This is a genomic window from Lachnoclostridium sp. An181, from assembly GCF_002160325.1.
GTDB lineage: Bacteria > Bacillota > Clostridia > Lachnospirales > Lachnospiraceae > An181.
Window position 1 is genome coordinate 49,971 of the sequence record NZ_NFKJ01000016.1, and the last position, 20,495, is coordinate 70,465.

Genomic DNA, 20,495 nt, shown 5'->3' on the forward strand with positions numbered 1-20,495 from the left:
CTCTATAACCCCTGACATCCTCTTTCTCTTTTCTAATGCTATAATCTTGATAGCAGGTCATCCACCGCCTCTTCTTTTGTAGCCCAGCTCGTGCAGAGACGGATGGCGCTGTGCGCCATGTCAATTCTTTCCCAATAGCTGTATGTAAAACTTTCGTCCAGCTCTTTTAGCTTTTCATCGGGAATGACCGGGAACTGCTGGTTTGTGTGGGAATCAAACAAAAGCGGATATCCTTTTTCCAAAAGCCCTTGTTTTAATTTCATTGCCAGGTGATCTGCATGTTCTGAAATCTTAAAGTAAAGCCCATCCTCAAAAAGCGTCTCAAACTGGATTCCAAGAAGTCTTCCCTTTGCAAGCATCCCTCCTTTTTGTTTCATCATATAGCGGAAATCTTGTTTGTACTTGTCATTGACAATGACCACGGCCTCTCCCATCAAAGCCCCCACCTTTGTTCCGCCGATATAGAAGACGTCACATAATTTTGCCAGGTCTTCTTTTTCCACATCATTTGCCTTGGACGCAAGACCATATCCGAGCCTTGCGCCGTCGAGGAACAGCGGAAGATTCCATTCCCTGCACACTTCATGCAGTTCTTTGAGCTCTTCCTTTGAATAAAGTGTTCCGTTTTCTGTAGGAAATGAAATGTATACCATTCCCGGCTGTACCATATGCTCATGGGTGGTGTCATTCCAGTGCGCATCCAAAAGACTCTTCACTGCTTTTGCAGAAATTTTTCCATCCTTCCCGGGAATCGCAAGCACCTTGTGTCCTGTCGCCTCCACTGCTCCTGTCTCGTGGACATTGATGTGTCCGCTGTCCGCGCAGATAACACCCTGATGAGGTCTTAAAATACTGCTGATCACGGTCAGGTTGGCCTGAGTTCCACCCACAAGAAAATGGACATCCGCGTCCTGGCATGCAAACACTTCCCTGATGCGCTCTTGGGCCCGCTTACAATACTCGTCTTCCCCGTATCCGCACGTCTGCACAAGATTTGTCTCCACAAGTTTCTGCATAATACGCGGATGCGCGCCTTCTTCATAATCACACTCAAATTGAATCTTCATCTGTCTTCTGTCCTTTCTGTTTTATAATTGTCCCAGCACTTCGCCGATTGGTTTTTGAATACACAGATCACAATGTACATCCCGCACAGTTGCAGATTTATTGATGACCACCATGTATTTCCCTTTGAAGTAATCGATAAAACCTGCCGCAGGATACACAGCCAGGGAGGTTCCTCCGATAATGAGCATATCTGCTTTTTCAATTGCCCGGATACTCTCACGGATCACTTGGGCATCCAGCTGTTCTTCATAGAGAACCACATCAGGTTTGATGATTCCTCCGCACTCACAGTGCGGGATTCCCCCGGCATTTTTAATATATCCGGCATCGTAAAACTTGCCGCACTGCATACAGTAGTTGCGGTGGATGCTGCCGTGCAGCTCGAGCACATGCCTGCTGCCTGCCAGCTGGTGAAGTCCGTCGATATTCTGAGTCACTACAGCAAGCAATTCCCCTTCCTTCTCCCATTTGGCCAGTTTCTCGTGGGCAGCATTTGGCCTTGCGTCCAAAAACATCATTCTGTCCCGGTAGAATTCAAAGAACTCTTCTGTATGGCTTATAAAAAATGTATGGCTCACCACCTGCTCAGGCGGATATTTGTATTTCTGGCTGTAGAGGCCGCCGCTGCTTCTAAAATCGGGTATTCCACTCTCCGTAGACACTCCAGCTCCACCGAAAAACACAATACGGTGACTTTTCTCCACCATCCCTTTTAACTGTCTTATATCTTCCTCCACATCCATCCCCTCTTTCTCTGTCCAAACCATTGCTTCCCTGTTGTTTCCTTTTCATTCTAACATATTTTGGACAAAACCTGTTATAATAAGAGCAAAGTTGTTTCGGGAGGTGAGAGTTTGCGCACATATTTTCACACAAAGTCAGATATGATTCTTTTTTTCACCGGTCTTTTTTTGTTTGTCAGTGAACTCTGGAAACAATATACACTCACATTTGTTCTTGGCCAGGGACACTATAATTGGTGGTATTTCCCATTTCAGCTGTGCAGCATCCCAATGTACCTTTGCCTTGCCGTCCCTTTTCTTTCCGAAGAAGGCAAACACACTGTAAAAGTATTTCTCATGGATTATACTCTGCTTAGCGGTATTTTTACTTTTTTTGACACAAGTGGACTTTTATACCCTCTTCCCCCACTCACCATACACTCGTATTTATGGCATCTCGTCCTCATTCTGCTTGGACTTTTGGCAGGTCTTACCGCAGATTTTTCCTTTACATGGAAACATTGGAGACATGCCACCTGTATTTTTGCACTGGGATGTGGGATCGCTGAAATACTGAATCTGTCCCTGCACACTTTTACACAGATCAATATGTTCTATATCAATCCCTACTATCCTGTCACCCAGGCCGTTTTCCGGGATATCGCCCATCTATTTGGCCGCCCTGTCTCCCTGATTTTTTATGTTCTTTCCATTGTTCTTGGTTCTGCTCTCTTTCATCTTGCTTTTTTGAGCATTCAAAAAAGGAATCTGCGGATTTACAAATCAAATCTGTTGTGTTAGGATAACAGTATTGTGTTGAAATGGAGGAATTTTATGTCCACGAATATTTTCAAACCTAAAAATATTTTTTTCATATTACTTGGAAATACAGGGATGGCTTTGGCAATCGTCATGTTCATCCTTCCAAACGGACTTATCACGGGCGGAACAACCGGACTTTCTCTGATCGCAGAACATTTTCTTCACGTCCCGATTTCTGTTTTTGTATTTTGTTTCAATGTTGTCATGTTTTTTCTTGGCGCTTTTATCCTTGGAAAAGCATTTGCCCTGACAAGCTTGATCAGTACCTTTTATTTTCCGGTGGCCCTTGGTTTCTTTCAGAAATTTCCGGCTCTTGGAAACATTACAGATGACCGGATGCTGTGTACGGTTCTTGCCGGGATCATGATCGGATTTTCCATCGGCATTATTATCCGGGCCGGGGCATCCAGCGGAGGGATGGATATCCCGCCGCTCATCTTGAAAAAGACAGCCGGACTTTCTGTATCAGGAATGCTCTATGTATTTGATTTTTTGATTCTGCTCGGACAGGCTGTCTTCTCAGAAAAGGAATCCATTTTATATGGCATTCTGCTTGTGATCACCTACACATGTGTGCTCGACCGCGTGCTCGTCATCGGCAGCGTACAGACACAGGTAAAAATTACAAGCCCTGAATATGAAGAAATCAACAAAGCCATCATCGAAAAACTGGACCGCGGCTCCACACTTTTACATGCCCGGACCGGATATCTCCGCAAAGAACAATTCGTGGTCCTCACAGTCATCTCAAACAGAGAACTAAACCGCCTGAACCAAATCGTCATGGACATTGATCCAAACGCATTTATGATCATTGACCGAGTCAATGAAGTAAAGGGGAAAGGTTTTTCCCTCCCCAAATTAAGGCCAGAAAAAAAGAGCTGATATCAGCTCTTTTTTTCTTGGATTGCTTTTAAAATTTCTCTTTTATAGCTCAGGAACGTTTCCGTCAGGTTGAAGTCTTCTCTTCTTGGCTTTGGCTCCCTGATTTTGATCTCTTTCGTGATCCTTCCCGGTTTTCCCGCCAGAATGTAAATACGGTCTGACAAAAGAATGGCCTCGTCAATATCATGGGTGATAAAAATCGTAGACAGGTGAATCTGTTGCATCACCTTTAAATACCATCTGTGCATGGCGCTTTTTGTCAATGTATCAAGGGCTGAAAACGGCTCGTCGAGAAGAGCCATTTTGTCCGAAAACAGGTAAGTGCGCAAAAGCGCAGCTCTTTGCCGCATTCCCCCGGAAAGCTGTGACGGATATTTTTTCTGTGTACCTTCAAGGCCAAACTCTGCAAAGTAAGCCCCGGCCTTTTCTCTTGCACTTTTTTTCTTCTCTCCACGGATCAAAAGCGGGAGGGCTACATTGTCCTCCACAGTGCGGTATGGAAGCAGCATATCTTTTTGCAACATGTAGCTTACGCTGCCGGGCCTCCCTGTGATCTCTTCGCTGTCCAGATAGACATGTCCGCTCTCCGGCATGAGAAGGCCGGAAATCACATTGAACAGCGTTGTCTTTCCGCCCCCGCTCACTCCCAAAAGACTTACAAGCTCATTTTCGTGCACTTCGATTGAGATATCTTCAATAATTTTTTTCCCGTCAAATGACTTGGATACATTTTCAACAATCAAATCAGACATGTTATTTCTCCTCTATTGTGGAAGATAGTCATTGGAAAAACCTGCATCTTTTGGGATTTCCTCCTCAGTCAGCTTATTTTCGTTGAGCCACTGATAGAACGCATTCCATCTGTCCGGGTCTATATATCCCCATCTTTCCACCTCTGCTTTATACCTGTCTGCCAGATATTCCTGGCTTGCCGCAACAAGCTCTTCATCCAGCTCCGGCGCTGCTTTGCACAGAATGTCCGCTGCATCGTCCGGATTTTCAATCGCAAATTCATAGCCTTTCTTTAAGGCATTTAAAAACGCTTTCGCTGTATCCGGCTCTTCTTTTAAAAACTCATTGTTTGCGATCACAACCGGGGTGTAATAGTCAAACACTGGGTTGATATCCTTGAACGCAAAATAATCGGTCTCAAGTCCTGCCACCTTGGTTGCAATGCCTGCCCATGCATAGAAAATCCAGATCGCATCCGCAGATTTTGACTTCAGTGCAGACACCTCATCTGTCACTGTACTCGGAATCAGTTCCACCTTGTCAAAATTTCCTCCATCCTGTTCCACTACATTTTTCAGCATCGCTTTTTCTATAGGAGCGTCCCAGGTTGCATATTTTTTCCCTTCCAGCCCTTTTGGCCGCTCCATCCCTTCTCCTTTTCTGGATACAATGCCGGATGTATTGTGCTGTATGAGGGCTGCAACCGCTGTGACCGGAAGTTTGCCTTCCCCTGCCACTGCCGGTGCCATGGTATCCTGAAAAGACACCCCAAACTGTGCCTTCCCCGCTCCGACCAAAGCCTCCGCACCATCTTCCGGGGGCTGTACGATCTCCACATCCAGTCCTGCCTCGTCAAAATATCCTTGTTCTTCGGCAACATAAAGACCTGTGTGGTTTGTGTTTGGCGTCCAGTCGAGTACAAATGTAATTTTTTCTTTCCCTTTTGTATCCTTCTTCTCATTTCCCTGGCACGCACATAAAGACATCGCCATGCTGATCGCCAGTACCACTGTCAGTACTTTCTTTTTCATATTCTCATCCTTTCTTGCGCGCATTGTCCTACTTTTTGTTTTCCCATGGCATACATTTTTTCTGCAACACATCCACCAGTTTCATCAAAAGAAGACTGATGACAGAAATCAGAAAAATAACGGCAAACATTTTGTCAAACGAAAACGCTTTTTTCACTCTTGTCATGTATACTCCAAGCCCCTCGAACCCGCCAAGCCATTCGGAGATCACTGCTCCCACGACCGCATAGGATGCAGAGATGCGCAGACTTGCAAAAAATTGTCCCATTGCGCCCGGCAGCTTGATACATTTAAAAATCTGGAATTTTCCTGCTCCCATGGAGCGCATAAGGACTATCATATCCCTATCCGCAGATCTAAAACCATTCAAAAGTCCTACTGTGATCGGGAAAAAAGTCACGATCACAATGAGAATGACCTTTGGCAGCATCTGATACCCAAACCACAATACAAGCAGCGGTGCGATCGCCACGGTCGGAACTGTCTGGGTCAGCACGATGATCGGGTAGAGGGCCTGATACAGACGCCCAAAGTGATCCATCAACACTGCCATGACAAAACCAAGGGCAACGCCGAAGAAAAGTCCGAGGAATGCCTCCAAAAGCGTTACCTTTGCATTCTGCATCAAAAGCGGGAATTCTCCTGCAAAAGCTCCCGCCACCTCAACAGGAGATGGCAGCATGTAATTCGGCACAAGTCCTGCCATGGAAACACACTGCCACACAATGAGGATCACAGCGACGGCTGCTGCTGACCACAGCTTACTGGTGATGTTTTGAAACTTTCTTTTCAATCGTCAGCACATCTCCCTCCGGACGGTAGCTCACTTTTATGTAGGCTGCAACAGAAGGAGCCCCTGCGCGCACTGCTATGTGCTGGCACTCCTTTACGATATCCATCAACTCATCGTAATCCCCTTCAATCGTTGTCTCAAAAGGTCCCACATAATAATTCAGTCCCGTGCCCTTAATGTAATCGATCACTTCATCTACAATACGGATCAATTCCTCGTCATTTTCTGCTGATGGCAGTGATTGGATTGCTACACTTGCATTCATTGTTCTTTCCTCCATTTCTTCTGTAAACAAATTTGATACAGGAGCGTATTTCCGAAACAGATTTGGCGAGATCATGCCTCCCGGAGGGTTTTGTTCTATAGGAAATCGAAATTTCCTATAGAATAAAAAACTCCCGGCAGGCATCACCCTTCCAGGAGTCATCACTCATGTCTCTATGATTCCTACGCCGGCATTACCCGGTTCAGGTATATGGGTCTAAAACGGTTTCGGTTTTATTCTCAGCCGGACTCCTCCAGCTCCCCTGCTCTGTTCAGTTTACTTTATCCTTTTTCAAAAGTCAACCCAGTTTGCATCATTTATAACCTGACCTCCATTTTATGCTCAAAATCTTAAAATTTGTTTAATCCCCTTTTCTTTCCCACGGAATCCATCTATAATAGGCAACATAGAGAGCAAAAAGATTTCATCTCTGACAGATGGGAGAAAAAATATGAAGTTTAAAAATCTTTGGAAATCTATTTTAAGCTGGGCGCTATACATTGCGGTCATTCTCTGTCTTGCCTCTTTTGTCAATGCTTTTGTCTTTGAGCGCACAACAGTGGAAGGCCACTCCATGGAAAATACACTGCACGACCATGACAGCCTCGTGCTCGACAAGATCACTTACCATTTCCGTGATCCAAAACGGTTCGATATCATCGTTTTTCCGCACATGCTGAACAATGAAAAAGGTTATTATATCAAACGTATCATCGGCCTTCCGGGTGAGACGCTCCAGATAAGCGAGGAAGGCAGCATTTACATCAACGGAAAAATGCTAAAAGAGGACTTCGGAAAAGAAGTCATTTTAAATCCGGGAATTGCCTCAAAAAAGATCAAACTGAAGGATGACGAATATTTTGTCATGGGCGATAACCGGAACAACAGCCAAGACAGCCGGGACCCGAGTGTGGGGCCGGTAAAACGGGAAGATATCATTGGCCGTGCGGTCTTTCGTCTGTACCCGTTCAACAATATCGGCGTAATTCAGGAATAAACATCTTAAGTCAGACACCGGGAAAGAAGGCGATTATTCTACAATTTAAAAGTGATAGAAACAGGGTGCTGTAAAATTTAAATCCGATTTTCATTTTACAGCACCCTGTTTCTATTTTCTTTCATCTCTGACAAATCCTATTTCAGATTTTCTCCGTAATCATACATCTTCATACACAGATGTCTTGTGATCGCAAGCCAGTTGTCCATGATTTTTTCTACGTCTTTATCCTCTTCCTCACCTAGTCTTTCACAAATACTCTGTTTTGCTTCATAGATTTCTCTGTAAGCTTCCTCGCACTCTTTTTCATCTTCAAACTCATTCTCCACAAGTCTGCTCATCTCCACCGGATACTCCTCCAGATTCAGGGCTCCGGTCATAAGATCATACACTAACTCTTTTTTTTCCTCTTTTGTCATGTCCCCTATCCCTTTCTGTCTCATTTTTACAACCGTCTTCAATGAATTCTGCGTATAAAATCTATAAATAGCGCAGAAACTGAGACAATATATTTTCAATAAGGAGGGTCCCAAATGCCAAAACCACGAAGTCAGACCGGTGAAAAAAATCTGATCGGCACTCACCTCGCCGCACTCCGCAAACAAAATCATCTCTCACAGCGTGATCTGGCCTATAAAATGCAGCTTGCCGGCTATGATATCGATAAGAATGTCATCACGCGCATTGAAACCAATAACCGCTACGTCACGGACATTGAGCTGAGAGCTTTCTCACAGATTTTCCACGTTTCCTACTCCCGCCTTATTGACGGTTCTGATCGTTGATATTTTACACCATTTTGTCTCACTTTTACAACCCCATATTTTTTCTTTCCCATTTAAAATCAGTAACAATGTAAAACTTGAGACATTAAAGACTGGAAAGGAGAGGAAACATATGCCAAAGCCACGCACAAATTCCGGAGAAAAAAATCTGATCAGCAATAATTTGATCAAACTGCGAAGAATTCATCACCTGTCTCAACGGGATCTTGCAAACAAATTGCAGCTTGCCGGTTATGACATCGATAAAAATGTCATAACCAGAATTGAAACAAATAAACGTTATGTCACGGATATTGAGCTGAAAGCTTTTTCACAGGTTTTTCAAGTCTCCTATTCCAGACTCATCGATGGAACAGATAAGGAAAACGGACAGGAGAACAATTAGGATTCGTATGTCCAGACATACTTTCCTCTTTCTCCTGTGCCGTAGAAATCAGCAAAGGTCAGTCGGAACAAATCTTTCCCTATATCCCCTACATTGACTTTATTTTTAATGATATACTGCCAGATTCCTGTATTGGAGATGTCCCCCTGCAATAAAATACCTACAACGTTTCCATCTCTTACAATGGCGCGGCGATAATTTTTGCTGTCTTCCTCCCAGAAAACCACATCCCCGTCCTCTTCGCGGATCAGTCCAAGACAGAGCGTTGTAAGTCCGAAGAAATTCATCGTGTTCTTCATGGCAAAACGATCCTCATATTTTATCAAAGCCCCGCACATGTTCTGTGCAGCTGTCTTTCCTTGTTTCATGGCATTTGGCCAGATTCCGGAAAGTCCTGCCACATCGCCTGCCGCATACACATTCGGCACATTGGTGCACATATATTCGTCCACGCAGACACCTCTCTCCACCGCAATCTTGCTGTTATCGAGAAATTCCACAGCCGGGCGCACACCTGCAGCCACGATGATCATATCACACTCCACGCTCTCCCCGGTATCAAAGGTCACTTTTCGTATCATGCCATCCTCCGTGCAAAGAGCTTCTTGTGCTTTACATCCAAGATAAAACTTTGCCCCGGCTTTTTCAAAACGTTTCTGATACTCCAGGGCAGCATGTGCATCCAGCTGTACCGGAAGGATCTGCGGAGCCATCTCCACGATGGAAACCATCTTTCCCTGCTCCAAAAGTCCGTACGCAGCATCGAGTCCCACAAGACCGGAACCTACGATCAGGATATGCTCTGCATCTTTTGCCATTTCATCGATTCCCTTTGCGTCTTTTAAATGCCGAAGTCCGAACACATTCTTTGCTTTTCTGAAATCTCCCACAGGCGGAATGAAACTGTTTGCCCCTGAAGCGATCAAAAGCTTGTCATAGCCCGTTTCCTCCCCGGATGACAAAAGAACCTTCTGCTTTTCCACATCAATTTTTCGGGCGCTCTCCTTTTTCCACACGATCCTGTATTTATCAAAAAAATCTTCCTCTGTAAAGTTTAACCCTTTCGCATCTCTTTCATTAGTTCCCCTTTCTGTCAAAAATAAAATACATAGATAACATAAGACACGCAAATCTAATGCTCCATGAGTAATTAGAAATTCTGCTTATAGCGTATTCAGTGGTAGTTACGTCTATACAATCGGAAATAATAGTTGCTATTGGTGTTGAAAGTAAACATATACATACTAATATCACGATTTTTCTAAAATTTCTATTTTGCATTTAACTCCTCCTTTCCTAGATTTACTTTAGTTAGTCTAAACTAACTTTAGAATAACAAATACTCTTTTATTTGTCAACATTTTTTCACGTACAGAAAAGAAAAAGCCCTGTCAAGAGCCTTGCCACCATTGGTGGTGCTTTGCACTCTTTACTGGGCTTTTTATTTGCTATATCTTCCATGCAAGAGGAAATTAAAGACCTCTGTTCCATTTCGCCTTTAGATAATCTTCATAATCTCCCTCATTAAAGTCTACTTGTGGAGAAGTATTAGGAATGTTTTTTCTGTTGTCAATATCTGCAAGTTGACGGAATATCCAATCATCATAAGGGTTGTGGTATTTATACTCTTTCGGTTGTTCTCTGTATCGGTCTAACCCTCGCATTTCCTTATGTACTTTCATCATACGTTCTATTTTTTGACGCTGTATCAACTGTTTGATGGGCCAAGCAATTTATCCTCATTGATCCTGCACTCGTCGGAAAGCTTTTGGTTGATTTTCCTGCGCAGTTCATTCCACGAAACAAGATACATACCTTCCTTAGTCCCAAGAGGTATTTCAAAATCCGCCTTTTCTTCTTCCTTGTCAATTCCAATGTATTCAAAATCCCACCTTCTTTTGAAAGCAGTGTCCATTGGCTGGACACCCTGATCCGCGCTGTTCATGGTTGCCCATATGTAAAGGTTGTCCGGCAGTCTCATCTCTTCACAATGTACTTTTTCTTTCTCATCACAGGAAACATACGGCTTTCCAAAAAACTGACGCGCCAGATATTCTCTTACGTCCTCGCTCGTATGTACAGCGTAGGTGCTCACTCCGTTCTCCCTGTCCAAAAGCTGGAACATCTCTCCAAACACAGCTGCCACGGCCGCCCGGTTGATCTCCTCGATAAGGAGAAGATGCGGGACTTCCTTTTGTTTCCAAGCTCTTACATACATGCGGATAAACGGCCCCGGCACATACTGGTATGCAATCTCACCGTCTCTTTGCATCACTGGTTTGTAGGTTCCCACAAACTGAGCATAGGAATAGTTCGGGTGAAAGGTCACTCTCTCCATATGCTCTCCAAACACTTTTGCATCCACTTTGAGCCGATAGCTTTTTCCTGTTCCCGGAGCGCCAAAAACGATCCTGTTGTAAGGCTTGTCCACTCTGCTTTCTGTTCCAATACTTCATTCATCTTACCACTCCTCTAAAATCTGCCCTGCAAAGACAGAAAGAAAATAGGAAATCTTGGGCGGCACCGCATTTCCTATCTGTTTACAGATTGATGTCCGGTTTCCGTAAAATACAAAATCATCCGGAAAGCTCTGAATCCTGGCTGCTTCTCTTGGCGTCAGCGTCCGATTGCTGATCGGATGGATGAACCTTCCTCCCGCCGGCGTGTCAAACCTTGTTGTGATCGTTGCTGCAGGGGCGTCCCACTCAAGCCTTCCGTAGGAGCCGCTGTGTACGGATTTGATCTCTTCGTCCAAAACCGTGTAATTCTCCCCGGGCGCCACCTGGCTCATACGCTCGATCGCCAGCGCAGAATGATTGGTCTTTGTGTGGTTTGTAAGAAACTCATTTCCGCAGGAGAGCCACTCCTGATATGGAGTCCCAGGATTTGGGTTTGCAATGATCCCATCTTTTGTCGGTTCCCCCAAATTCCCGATCGCCTCCCTGACTGTGACCGGTTCAAAAAATCCGGGATACCTTTCTTCCGTCTTCTCCTTTGCCTCCTGCCACTTTTCCTCAAAAGGAATCTCTTTTTCCAAAAATCCAATGATCAGCATCCGCTCCCTCTTTTGCGGGATTCCAAACTCCACTGCTTTTATAAGCCTGCTGTAGATATGGTACGCTCTTCCTCCCATCAATTCCCTGTCCGCAAAAATCCTTTGGATCTCCTGAAAAATTTCCCCTTTTTTCATCGTCGTGATCCCTTTTACATTTTCCATGATAAACATCTTTGGCCGCACGGTCCTCACGATCTCAAAATAATGCCGGAACAGATAATTCCTCGGATCATCCATAAATCCGCCCCGGATCCTTGCCCCTGCCATGGAAAATCCCTGACACGGAGGTCCACCGATGATGACGTCCGCCTCCCCCTCATGGAAGATACCGCTCCTTGCAACATTTTTTATATCATCCACGATCACCTGCACCCTCGAATGATTTTTCTCGTAAGTTGCGGCAATCAAAGGATCAAACTCCACTGCCTTACACACTTCATGTCCATCCCTCTCAAACCCAAGAGATAGGCCTCCGCACCCGGCAAATAAATCAATCAGTCTCATCTTCTGCTCCTTTGCTTACCCTGTATTTCCTCGCAAACTGCGAAATGTATCCCTGCTCTTTTTCTGTAAGTCCAAAAAGGTTCCCAATGTATGCATCGATCCGGTCGATCTCCTCCAAGCAGGATTTGTGCTTGTATTCATACTCTGTCTGCTTACTCCCAATGTGTACCTTTGTCTCCTCCAGTCTCGTCTCCAGACTTTCGGCAAGTTTTTCCACTGTCTTCTCGTCAAATATAGGCGGTACTTTGAACATCTCAAATTCCTTTGCCGTAATATGCCAGCAATCCGAGACGCACACCCAAAACCACCAAAAAAGAGAAGAATTCAAAAGACACATGGCATACATCTGCCATGCCCGGCCTGAAAAACCATACATCCTGTAATCCCCGCCTGTGTGAGGAGATAAAAACGCTTTCATCCAAAACGCAGCCCTGAGATTTACATATACCGGATACTGCTCGTCCTTCTTCACTAACTTGGCAAACGAGGTCCCGCATCCTGCGATTTTGCGGTAAATACACTCTTCTGTCTCATTCCCCAGTTTTGGGATAAACCGCTCCTCCACCCAGTCATTTCGGAACAGTTTGAGGTTTTCAAACAACTGCTCTCTTTGTGCTTTGTACCAGTACTGGTAATTGCTTGTATAGATTTCCTTTCGCGCCTTTTTGCTCTTTTTTGCAATAAGAACCGTCAGTTTCTGGTGTACGGATGTAAAAAGGCAGTCCGGTCTGTCTGAGAAATGGAACAGCCACTGCACCCCCATGGTCTCTAAAAGATCTCTCCTAAGCTCCTTCATCCTCGGCGTTGCGCTGTAAGAGAGGGGGATGATATATCCCATCACTCCATTTCTTTTCAGCTGAAGGCCTGAGTGGATCAGTACATTTGCATAAATGTTTCCGTATCTTTTTTTTGCAGCTGTCTTGGCTTTTTTGTCCTCCACATACGGCGGGTTCCCGATGATCAGATCAAATTTCTTTTTGATCTTTTCGTATTCACAAAGATAATCATATGTCCAAAACTGCCGGTTCAAATATCCGGAAATCCCTGCAAGCTTGTCAATCCCAAACTTTTCCAAAAGGAAAAGAAAAATCCGCAGTTTCAAAATCACCACAGATTCCTCATTGATATCATTTCCAAACACGGTCTTTACGATCGAGCGAATCTCTTCCCTGCTCATCTCTTCATCCGTTTTTTTTGCACACTCAAATTTTAATTTAAGCGCAGCCACAAGAAACTCCCCGGTTCCGCATGTAGGATCAAAAACCGTCTTTTTACATGCAAACTCCTGCTTTTCCCTCTCGTCCAGCACTCCTATCCCGTACGCTTTTTTGTACAGAAGGAGGGCACTGTTCTTCAAAATAAACCGCACCACATCCTCAGGCGTATAGTAGACTCCTCTCACCTTCCGAATCTTTTGCTTTTCATTGATCCCGGAAAGAAGGCGGTCCAGCTCCTTATAACTATATGTCTGCCTTTGATCTTTCAATGGTTTTTTTGACAAACGGACGATTTTTTGGATCTCCGCCTGAATCTTTGCATACTCTTCTACTGTATATTGCGCGCGCAAATGGTGCGCCACAATATCTGCAATATGATTGATAAATTGTTCTGCCATTTCCTGCTTTTCCTTCGTTTTTGTTCTTGTTCTAGCATATAACAAAACAGAACGGATTGCAAGATTTCCACGAATGTATGTTCTTCTCTATTCCTTGCACCATTCCTTAAGCCTTTCTGCGATCAGTTTCTGTCCGTCTTCGCCGCACCAGAGCACCTCATAGCTGTTTCCCCTCTGGCTGATCTTCTCTTTTCCAAAAATCCCGGCCTCTCTCCCTTTTTGTGAGACAAGTTTTTTTCTGTATCCGTCAAGGAATCCCCACTCCAGGTAATGCTCATCCAGCAGCTTTTCCTCCACTTTTTTGATCGTAAGACGTTTCATGATCCGCTCATCCCTCTTCTCGTTGAGTCTCCCCACAAAATCGCTGATACTCAGCTCCAATTCAAATGGAATCTCTTCTTCCATCTCCTTTGTCAGAACAAACTCCCGCTTTCTTCCACCGGAAGGAACAATAGAAGGTTCCTGAAACTCCAGATCCGCGCCCTGAAAATACAATACTTCCTTTTTCCCTGATGTGAACATACGGATGTGCTCCACAAAACGCTCCCCATACTGTTCATACTTTCGCTCACCCATGCCATACACTGCCATCATCTCCTGTTTGGTAAACGGCAATCTGACACACATTTCATACAACGTCCGATCCGCTGCCACAAGGTATGGCGGAATTCCTCTCTCTTTTGCAACCTGAAGCCGGAGACTTCGCAGCTGTTCAAACAATTCCATGCCTTTGGAATTGAGGTTGTCGGAAATCTTTTTATTTCCCTTCACCTTTCCTTTTATCTCTTCGTCCTCCCGATATGCAATTTCAAATGTTTCATCAGAAAGCAAAAACTCCCCGGACTTTTTTGTCAGCTTTAATAGCGCATATTTATCGTTTGTGATGGCAAGCATCCCTCTCTCGATCAGTGTATTCACGATATCTTTTAAAAAGCGTACGGACATTTCATTGTATTTTCCATATTCCTCATATTCATTCATCCGGTAAGCGCGAAGTTTGGCCGTGTTTTCCCCTCTAAGCGTCCCCGTAATGACATTGATCCCATATCTTTGTCCTGTCTTTTTCACACAGTTGACAATCGCCTTTGCAATGCTTGTGGCATCCACCCACTCAAATTCCTCCAGACAGTTGGAGCAGTTTTTACATTCCATCGGCGCAGTTTCTCCAAAGTAATTTAAAATATATCTTCGAAGGCACTGTCTCGTTGTGCAGTAGAACGTCATTTTTCGAAGCCTCTCCTGATCCTGGCTTACGATCAGCATCTGCTCTTCCTTTGTATACTCCGCTCTTTCTTCTTTGCTCTCCAAAAGGAACTGGTTGATCACCACATCCTGAGGAGAATAAAAGAGAATACATTCTGCCGGCTCTCCATCCCTCCCGGCCCTTCCTGCCTCCTGATAATAATTCTCCATGCTCTGCGGCATATTGTAGTGCAGGACAAACCTTACGTTCGGCTTGTCGATCCCCATACCAAACGCATTCGTGGCAATCATGATCTTCGTTCTGTCAAAAACAAAGTCCTCCTGGTTCTGTTTCCGCTCCTGACTTGAAAGACCTGCATGGTACCGGGTCACCGAGATGCCATCTTCATTCAGAATCGTATACAGCTCGTCCACATTCCGTCTCGTAGCACAATAGACAATTCCGCTCTCGTCTTCATGGGCTTTGATATATTCCCGGACCCGCCCCGTCTTTTTCTTTGTCCTCTGCACCTCAAAGTAAAGATTGGCACGGTCAAACCCTTTCACCATCACATACGGATTCACAAGCCCCAGCACACAAAGAATATCCTCCTTGACCCGTTTCGTCGCAGTGGCCGTAAATGCCGCGACAATTGGCCTTTTGGGCAGCGCCTGGATAAATGTGACGATTCTTTGGTAACTTGGCCTGAAATCCTGCCCCCACTGGGAAATACAGTGCGCCTCATCCACAGTGACCATTGAAATAGGCGTATTCACGGCAAAATCCATAAATCCCTCGCTCTCCAGCCGTTCCGGTGCCACATAGATCAGCTTATAGCGCCCTTCTTTTGCATAGGAAAGCGCTTTGGCGATCTGCCCTTCCGTGAGCGCACTGTTGATAAACGCTGCATGGACGCCGATCTCATTGAGCGCCTTGACCTGGTCCATCATAAGGGAAATCAAAGGGGAGACAACAATCGTGATTCCATCCATCATCAACGCCGGAACCTGATAACACAAAGACTTTCCGGCCCCTGTCGGCATGATGGCAAGGACATCCTGCCCAGATACAAGCTTTTCGATGATTTCCTCCTGACCCTCTCTAAAATTGCGATATCCAAAATATGAGGTTAGAATTTGATATTTATCCACAGTGTACTCTCCTTATTCAAACAAACTCATCTGGTGCATATCTTCCTGTTTCTTTTTCTTATCAGCCTCTTCCTTCACGATTACCTCTTCCGGCAATTCCAGCAAAAAGGCAGACTCTTCCCCTTGGCAAGTCAAAATCAGCTCCTCACTGGCCCTTGTCATGCCTACATAGAAAAGGCGTCTCTCCTCCTCTTCATCCACAGCAAATTTTCCATGTTCCAAAGGAAGGATTCCCTTTTGCAGCCCACAAACAAATACAACCGGAAATTCCAGCCCCTTTGCTCCATGTAAGGTCATAAGCGTGACTGCTCCCGATTCATATGCCTTTCCCTGACATCGTTTCAGGTCGCTTTCCACTCCCAATTTCAAACCTTCCAAAAACTTTGGCATACTTTCATAGAAAACCGCCATTTCGAAAAGTCTTTGCATGGACGGATCCTCGGTAAGATTCATCTCTTCCATCCAAAGTTTTAAAAACTTCTGTGGTTTCTTTTTTCTATATTCCTCGTGGAATCTTTCCCACAAACGAGCAAATACTTCTTCAAACAGTTCATTTTTCTCCAGATGAAACAACTGTTTTTGACACATTTCCTTTGCATGTATATTTTCTTTGTCCTCCAGGCAGTCAAAAAAATGGATACTTCCGCTCACAGACTCTTCTTTCAAAAAATCTTCCCGCCCTGCGACAACGCAAGGAATCCCTTCCTGTCCAAGGCACTGTTCCAGCATCTGTGCCTGTCTGTGCGTGCGGTACAACACGGCAATCTCATCAAATCCTCTCTCTTTTTTCTCCTGACCTGACTCCCGCACCTTCTGCGCCTCCAGCATACCGATACCACCTGCCAGGCGGTTGATCTCCTTTGCGATAAAAATCGCCTCAGCCATGGAGCTTTTGGCCTTCACGATCCGCACCTTTTCTCCGCTCTTTTCATTTGCCTCAAGAGTTCTCTCTTCTCCAGAGTTATTGGAGATTACGTGCAAAGCTGCACTTAAAATTTCCGGTGTGGAGCGGTAATTTTTCTCAAGTTTTAACACTTCCAGATCTTCAAACTCTTTCTTTAACCAATCAAAACATGCTGCGTTTGATCCCCGGAATCCATAAATTGCCTGATCCTTATCTCCGATGACAAACAGTTCTCTTCCTTTTTCATTCCACAGTTTCACAAGCTCATACTGCACAGGATTCATATCCTGAAACTCATCCACACAAAGATAGTTAAAATGCTTTCGCCACGTCTCGTCCATGGCGCCTTCCCTCACTGCCTCCAATGTCTTGATCAAAAGATCATCATAATCTAAAAGTCCCTCTTCCTCCAGTTTATTCTGATAACGGTCATATGCGTCCAAAAACTCTTTTGTCCACTCTTTTTCCACTCCCGCTTTTTTCAAAGACAGTTCTCTTAAAAATTCTCGTCCCTTTTTCTTTCCTTTCTCCTCTGCCAACACCTCCTGTGCAATACAGAGCGCCTGCTCTTCATCCAAAAGAGCAAATTCACGTCCAAGACTTTTCAAAAACTCCAGACAGATGGCATGAAACGTCCCCACTTTCAGGCTGCGAAGTTTTGCTTTTCCTCCACACAGTTTTGCAAGACGTTCCTTCAGTTCTCCTGCCGCCTGATTGGTAAACGTGACTGCTGTGATCTGGGAAGATTTTACTTTTCTGGTGTTGATAAGATCACTGATATGGGAGATCAATGTCTTTGTCTTCCCGCATCCAGGTCCTGCAATAACCGCAATCCTCCTCTTTTGACAGCGCACAGCCTCCTTCTGTTTCTCATTTAACATCTCTGTCTGCGCTTGCTTTTTCACTGTTGTTTCTTCTTTTTTCTTTGGCATTGGTTGCTTTTTTGGTGTTCCATAGTTTCCTTTTTCCTCTTGAACATGTAAAAGCTGAAAAAAATCCATCTGCCCGTCCGGATTCTCAATCTCGGACATAGAAAAAAGCCGGATTGTTCCGTACTCTCCGTCAAATCCCGGGAGCCGTTCCACCTTTCCCTCTCTGAGGCGTCCGATTCCCTCAGAAATCAACCGGCCGGATACGTTTCTAATATCTTCGAGAGGCATGGTCCTTAAAATTTCAAATTCCGGTCCCAGATTTTTGATCATATTTTCATATTGTCTTTGAACTTTTACACTTGCAGCAGACACTCCGATAGACGCAGCAATCACCTCCGGCAGAGGGACCAGATTTTCAAATGGTTTGGCGCCTTGTCTTTGATATCCTTCCGCTCTGTCAGAAAGCTCCTCCACCCGGTGGGAAACACCGATCGTCAGTTTCCGTTTACATACCGGACAGATCCCGCCGTACTGCATTGTCTCAAGGGGAGTCAGACAAAGGTTGCATTTTCGGTGACCGTCCATATGGTATTTCCCTTCTTCCGGGAAAAATTCAATGGTTCCATAAAGTCCCTTTCCCGTCTGGATGGCAGTCTTCAATCCCTCATAGGACAATTCGATGTCCAGAAGATTGGCCTCCCTCCCAAGTTTTGCCGGAGAATGCGCATCCGAGTTGGAGATAAGCTGAAACTTATCCAGCGCGGATACCCTCCAGTTCATGGGAGGATCCGAGGAAAGCCCGGTCTCTACGGCATGAATATAGGGCGACAGATCCTCAAAACATTCCTCCACTGTGTCAAATCCGGAAAATGCTCCAAACAAAGAAAAATGCGGAGTCCAGATGTGCGCCGGCACGTAGACAGCGTCCGGACATAATTTCAACAGAATCTCCAACAAATCTTTACAGTCCAGCCCAAGGATCGGCCGTCCGTCTGAATGGATATTTCCAATGGTCTCCAGTTTTCTTGAAACGAGCTCCGCCTCTTCAAGTCCCGGCAGCAAAATCAGGCTGTGCACTTTGCGCACCCGTCCGTTCTTTTTGTAAATAGAACTGATCTCCCCAGTGACGACAAATCTCGGTATCATGGAATCACTCACATTTTCGTCTAAAATGCGGTACTCTTTTTTCAACACATACAGCCCATCCTCCGAAGGTTCCAGTTTTTCTTTTAATTCTTCTCTCCACGCCGGATGCGTAAAATCTCCGGTCCCGACAAGATGGATTCCTTTCTTCCTCGCCCACAAATCCAGATATTGAGGCGTACAGTCCCTGCTCGTCGCCCTTGAATACCGGGAATGAATATGTAAATCCGCAATATACATCCTTAGTCCTCTTTTCTTATCTTTCGTTTCCCTTTTCCCCCGCTTTTTCCGGCACTTGAATGCCAAAACGCGGCAACTGCACTTCTCCGTCAAGAAGAATGCTTTTCAAAATTTTCTGCTCCATCACACGATTCTTTACAGGAATCCGTAGGACGTACTCCCCGTCCACTGTTTCAAAATCCAGGTTCGTTTCTCCTGTCTCCGGAAAAAAGAGCATGTCTTTGTCTGTTTTTATGATCTTCTTTAAGTTAAAAGAACATCCATCCCCACAGTCAATACTCACCTTTGTGTAACTGATATCCGGGATGTGCGCTTTCCAGGTTTCTTTTCTCAGATACGGATATACTTCTTCCATCCTGCATGGAGCAATTGCATCTTCCTCTTTCATTGCATTCTGGATTTCTCTGCACTCTTCTTCAGAAATTTCTGTTCTTCCTCCCAAAAAGTAAAATTGCCGAAAGGTCGACGGAGCTGCCAAAAATTTTGCTATCCACTCCTTTTTCCCTTCAAGGATTTCCTCCAGTTTTCTCGCCAGCCGTTCATTTTTAAACGCATCCCTCATGGGAAGATTTTCATATTCGATTATCACGTACTCTGTTTCATCATCGCAGAAATATTGTTTCCGATATTTTTCATCTGCCTCCTCATAAGCTGCCTTTGTCCTGGCGTCAAAGCAGACCATTGTGACATCCATATCCGCAAATTCATAAATCACTCTCACCGCCACAAGCGCGGCTTTCTCCAAAGGATATCCATACACCCCTGTGCTGATAGACGGAAACGCCACATCCCGGATCCCAAACTGCCTTGCCAGCAAAAGGCAATTTCGATAGGAAGACTCCAAAAGCTCTCTTTCTCCATGTGTTCCTCCCCGCCAGATGGGACCTGGAGTGTGGATGACATATTGGGCAGGAAGATCGTATCCTTTTGTCATCTTCGCCTCCCCGGTCCTGCAGCCGCCCAATGTTCTGCATTCCTTTAAAAGTTCCGGTCCGGCTGCCCTATGGATGGCACCGTCCACGCCGCCTCCTCCGAGCAAAGAACAGTTGGCTGCATTGACAATCGCAGTTGTTCCCATCTTTGTGATATCACCTAAAATAATGTGAAATGCCATGAGAGTCCCTCCTCTTCTTTGATTATAAAATTTATGATAATTCATATTTTTTCAAAAGTCAATTTGCCGGGAACCCTCCAAGTATCTTCCCATTTTATATAGAATCCCTCTGTTTTCATCGTTGTGATCTCGCCGAATCGGCATGAATTGTTTCTGACTTGTATATTTCCTTGCGGATGAGACATATCAAGCTGTCCCATCCGCCCTTAGATATGATTTATAGATTTTT

At 44.9% G+C, this 20,495-nt stretch carries 19 protein-coding genes, 1 pseudogene and 1 riboswitch; of the genes and pseudogenes, 5 read left to right on the forward strand and 15 right to left on the reverse strand.

Annotated features, from left to right (window positions below):
* Positions 1-38: 38 nt before the first annotated feature.
* Both B5F18_RS10205 and B5F18_RS10210 read right to left on the reverse strand, forming a co-directional pair.
* Complete coding sequence (locus B5F18_RS10205; RefSeq protein WP_087157558.1) at positions 39-1,067, reverse strand: threonine aldolase family protein; 1,029 nt, start codon at positions 1,065-1,067, stop codon at positions 39-41.
* A gap of 21 nt (positions 1,068-1,088) precedes the next feature.
* Entirely contained in the window at positions 1,089-1,811 is a 723-nt protein-coding gene (locus B5F18_RS10210; protein ID WP_087157578.1) for an NAD-dependent protein deacylase, read from the reverse strand.
* Positions 1,812-1,952: 141 nt separating this feature from the next.
* Between B5F18_RS10210 and B5F18_RS13070 the strand changes: the two genes are divergently transcribed.
* Both B5F18_RS13070 and B5F18_RS10220 read left to right on the forward strand, forming a co-directional pair.
* Complete coding sequence (locus tag B5F18_RS13070) at positions 1,953-2,591, forward strand: TMEM164 family acyltransferase (RefSeq protein ID WP_442911372.1); 639 nt, start codon at positions 1,953-1,955, stop codon at positions 2,589-2,591.
* 33 nt (positions 2,592-2,624) lie between these two features.
* On the forward strand, positions 2,625-3,497 hold the full coding sequence (locus tag B5F18_RS10220; protein WP_087157560.1) for a YitT family protein: 873 nt from the start codon (positions 2,625-2,627) through the stop codon (positions 3,495-3,497).
* A gap of 2 nt (positions 3,498-3,499) precedes the next feature.
* On the opposite strand, the gene B5F18_RS10225 is transcribed toward B5F18_RS10220, so the two are convergent.
* The 4 genes from B5F18_RS10225 to B5F18_RS10240 form a co-directional block, all read right to left on the reverse strand.
* Positions 3,500-4,249 carry an ABC transporter ATP-binding protein gene (locus tag B5F18_RS10225; protein ID WP_087157561.1) on the reverse strand — a complete coding sequence of 250 codons (750 nt, stop codon included), beginning with the start codon at positions 4,247-4,249 and terminating at the stop codon, positions 3,500-3,502.
* 12 nt (positions 4,250-4,261) lie between these two features.
* A complete protein-coding gene (locus B5F18_RS10230) occupies positions 4,262-5,215 on the reverse strand; it encodes an ABC transporter substrate-binding protein (RefSeq protein WP_442911373.1) in 954 nt (317 codons plus the stop codon).
* Positions 5,216-5,288: 73 nt separating this feature from the next.
* The gene (locus B5F18_RS10235; RefSeq protein WP_087157562.1) at positions 5,289-6,053 is read right to left on the reverse strand and encodes an ABC transporter permease; all 765 of its coding nucleotides are present in this window, start codon (positions 6,051-6,053) and stop codon (positions 5,289-5,291) included.
* Entirely contained in the window at positions 6,022-6,318 is a 297-nt protein-coding gene (locus B5F18_RS10240; protein WP_087157580.1) for a thiamine-binding protein, read from the reverse strand. The genes B5F18_RS10235 and B5F18_RS10240 overlap by 32 nt, the downstream gene beginning before the upstream one ends.
* Before the next feature lie 162 nt (positions 6,319-6,480).
* Positions 6,481-6,592: riboswitch (TPP riboswitch) on the reverse strand.
* A 177-nt stretch (positions 6,593-6,769) separates the two neighbouring features.
* Between B5F18_RS10240 and lepB the strand changes: the two genes are divergently transcribed.
* On the forward strand, positions 6,770-7,315 hold the full coding sequence (lepB, locus tag B5F18_RS10245; protein ID WP_087157563.1) for a signal peptidase I: 546 nt from the start codon (positions 6,770-6,772) through the stop codon (positions 7,313-7,315).
* A gap of 137 nt (positions 7,316-7,452) precedes the next feature.
* On the opposite strand, the gene B5F18_RS10250 is transcribed toward lepB, so the two are convergent.
* The gene (locus tag B5F18_RS10250) at positions 7,453-7,758 is read right to left on the reverse strand and encodes a hypothetical protein (protein ID WP_242955842.1); all 306 of its coding nucleotides are present in this window, start codon (positions 7,756-7,758) and stop codon (positions 7,453-7,455) included.
* Between the two features lie 90 nt (positions 7,759-7,848).
* On the opposite strand from B5F18_RS10250, the gene B5F18_RS10255 reads away from it, so the two are divergent.
* Together B5F18_RS10255 and B5F18_RS10260 are read left to right on the forward strand one after the other, a co-directional pair.
* The gene (locus B5F18_RS10255) at positions 7,849-8,100 is read left to right on the forward strand and encodes a helix-turn-helix domain-containing protein (RefSeq protein WP_087157564.1); all 252 of its coding nucleotides are present in this window, start codon (positions 7,849-7,851) and stop codon (positions 8,098-8,100) included.
* Between the two features lie 112 nt (positions 8,101-8,212).
* A complete protein-coding gene (locus B5F18_RS10260) occupies positions 8,213-8,485 on the forward strand; it encodes a helix-turn-helix domain-containing protein (RefSeq protein WP_087157565.1) in 273 nt (90 codons plus the stop codon).
* Here the strand turns inward: B5F18_RS10260 and B5F18_RS10265 are convergent.
* The 8 genes and pseudogenes from B5F18_RS10265 to B5F18_RS13000 all read right to left on the reverse strand — a co-directional run.
* A complete protein-coding gene (locus B5F18_RS10265) occupies positions 8,482-9,615 on the reverse strand; it encodes an NAD(P)/FAD-dependent oxidoreductase (RefSeq protein WP_242955843.1) in 1,134 nt (377 codons plus the stop codon). The two genes, B5F18_RS10260 and B5F18_RS10265, sit on opposite strands and share 4 nt — an antisense overlap.
* Positions 9,616-10,193: 578 nt before the next feature.
* Positions 10,194-10,850: an AAA family ATPase gene (locus tag B5F18_RS10280; protein WP_330394160.1), complete on the reverse strand. Its 657-nt coding sequence runs from the start codon at positions 10,848-10,850 to the stop codon at positions 10,194-10,196.
* Positions 10,811-10,945: a hypothetical protein gene (locus tag B5F18_RS12840; RefSeq protein WP_275532831.1), complete on the reverse strand. Its 135-nt coding sequence runs from the start codon at positions 10,943-10,945 to the stop codon at positions 10,811-10,813. Before B5F18_RS12840 ends, B5F18_RS10280 begins: the two co-directional genes overlap by 40 nt.
* Before the next feature lies 1 nt (position 10,946).
* Positions 10,947-12,044, reverse strand: a complete 1,098-nt coding sequence (locus B5F18_RS10285) for a DNA cytosine methyltransferase (protein WP_087157568.1) — start codon at positions 12,042-12,044, stop codon at positions 10,947-10,949.
* Complete coding sequence (locus B5F18_RS10290) at positions 12,031-13,659, reverse strand: HsdM family class I SAM-dependent methyltransferase (RefSeq protein ID WP_087157569.1); 1,629 nt, start codon at positions 13,657-13,659, stop codon at positions 12,031-12,033. Before B5F18_RS10290 ends, B5F18_RS10285 begins: the two co-directional genes overlap by 14 nt.
* Before the next feature lie 87 nt (positions 13,660-13,746).
* Positions 13,747-15,993 (reverse strand): DNA helicase RecQ, encoded by a 2,247-nt coding sequence (recQ, locus tag B5F18_RS10295; protein WP_087157570.1) that lies wholly within the window; start codon positions 15,991-15,993, stop codon positions 13,747-13,749.
* 12 nt (positions 15,994-16,005) lie between these two features.
* Positions 16,006-19,152: a UvrD-helicase domain-containing protein gene (locus B5F18_RS10300; RefSeq protein ID WP_087157571.1), complete on the reverse strand. Its 3,147-nt coding sequence runs from the start codon at positions 19,150-19,152 to the stop codon at positions 16,006-16,008.
* Between the two features lie 625 nt (positions 19,153-19,777).
* Positions 19,778-20,266 (reverse strand): annotated as a pseudogene (locus B5F18_RS13000) (O-acetyl-ADP-ribose deacetylase); the annotation flags it as partial.
* Between the last annotated feature and the right edge of the window lie 229 nt (positions 20,267-20,495).

What these genes read in the sequence shown, in the direction of transcription:
- B5F18_RS10300 (WP_087157571.1), bottom strand. Translation starts at nt 19,152, where the DNA reads ATGTATATTGCGGATTTACATATTCATTCCCGGTATTCAAGGGCGACG.
- B5F18_RS10225 (WP_087157561.1), bottom strand. Translation starts at nt 4,249, where the DNA reads ATGTCTGATTTGATTGTTGAAAATGTATCCAAGTCATTTGACGGGAAA.
- B5F18_RS10240 (WP_087157580.1), bottom strand. Translation starts at nt 6,318, where the DNA reads ATGAATGCAAGTGTAGCAATCCAATCACTGCCATCAGCAGAAAATGAC.
- B5F18_RS12840 (WP_275532831.1), bottom strand. Translation starts at nt 10,945, where the DNA reads ATGAATGAAGTATTGGAACAGAAAGCAGAGTGGACAAGCCTTACAACA.
- B5F18_RS10220 (WP_087157560.1), top strand. Translation starts at nt 2,625, where the DNA reads ATGTCCACGAATATTTTCAAACCTAAAAATATTTTTTTCATATTACTT.
- B5F18_RS10250 (WP_242955842.1), bottom strand. Translation starts at nt 7,758, where the DNA reads ATGAGACAGAAAGGGATAGGGGACATGACAAAAGAGGAAAAAAAAGAG.
- lepB (WP_087157563.1), top strand. Translation starts at nt 6,770, where the DNA reads ATGAAGTTTAAAAATCTTTGGAAATCTATTTTAAGCTGGGCGCTATAC.
- B5F18_RS13070 (WP_442911372.1), top strand. Translation starts at nt 1,953, where the DNA reads ATGATTCTTTTTTTCACCGGTCTTTTTTTGTTTGTCAGTGAACTCTGG.
- B5F18_RS10255 (WP_087157564.1), top strand. Translation starts at nt 7,849, where the DNA reads ATGCCAAAACCACGAAGTCAGACCGGTGAAAAAAATCTGATCGGCACT.
- B5F18_RS10260 (WP_087157565.1), top strand. Translation starts at nt 8,213, where the DNA reads ATGCCAAAGCCACGCACAAATTCCGGAGAAAAAAATCTGATCAGCAAT.
- B5F18_RS10230 (WP_442911373.1), bottom strand. Translation starts at nt 5,215, where the DNA reads ATGTCTTTATGTGCGTGCCAGGGAAATGAGAAGAAGGATACAAAAGGG.
- B5F18_RS10290 (WP_087157569.1), bottom strand. Translation starts at nt 13,659, where the DNA reads ATGGCAGAACAATTTATCAATCATATTGCAGATATTGTGGCGCACCAT.
- B5F18_RS10210 (WP_087157578.1), bottom strand. Translation starts at nt 1,811, where the DNA reads ATGGATGTGGAGGAAGATATAAGACAGTTAAAAGGGATGGTGGAGAAA.
- B5F18_RS10205 (WP_087157558.1), bottom strand. Translation starts at nt 1,067, where the DNA reads ATGAAGATTCAATTTGAGTGTGATTATGAAGAAGGCGCGCATCCGCGT.
- B5F18_RS10285 (WP_087157568.1), bottom strand. Translation starts at nt 12,044, where the DNA reads ATGAGACTGATTGATTTATTTGCCGGGTGCGGAGGCCTATCTCTTGGG.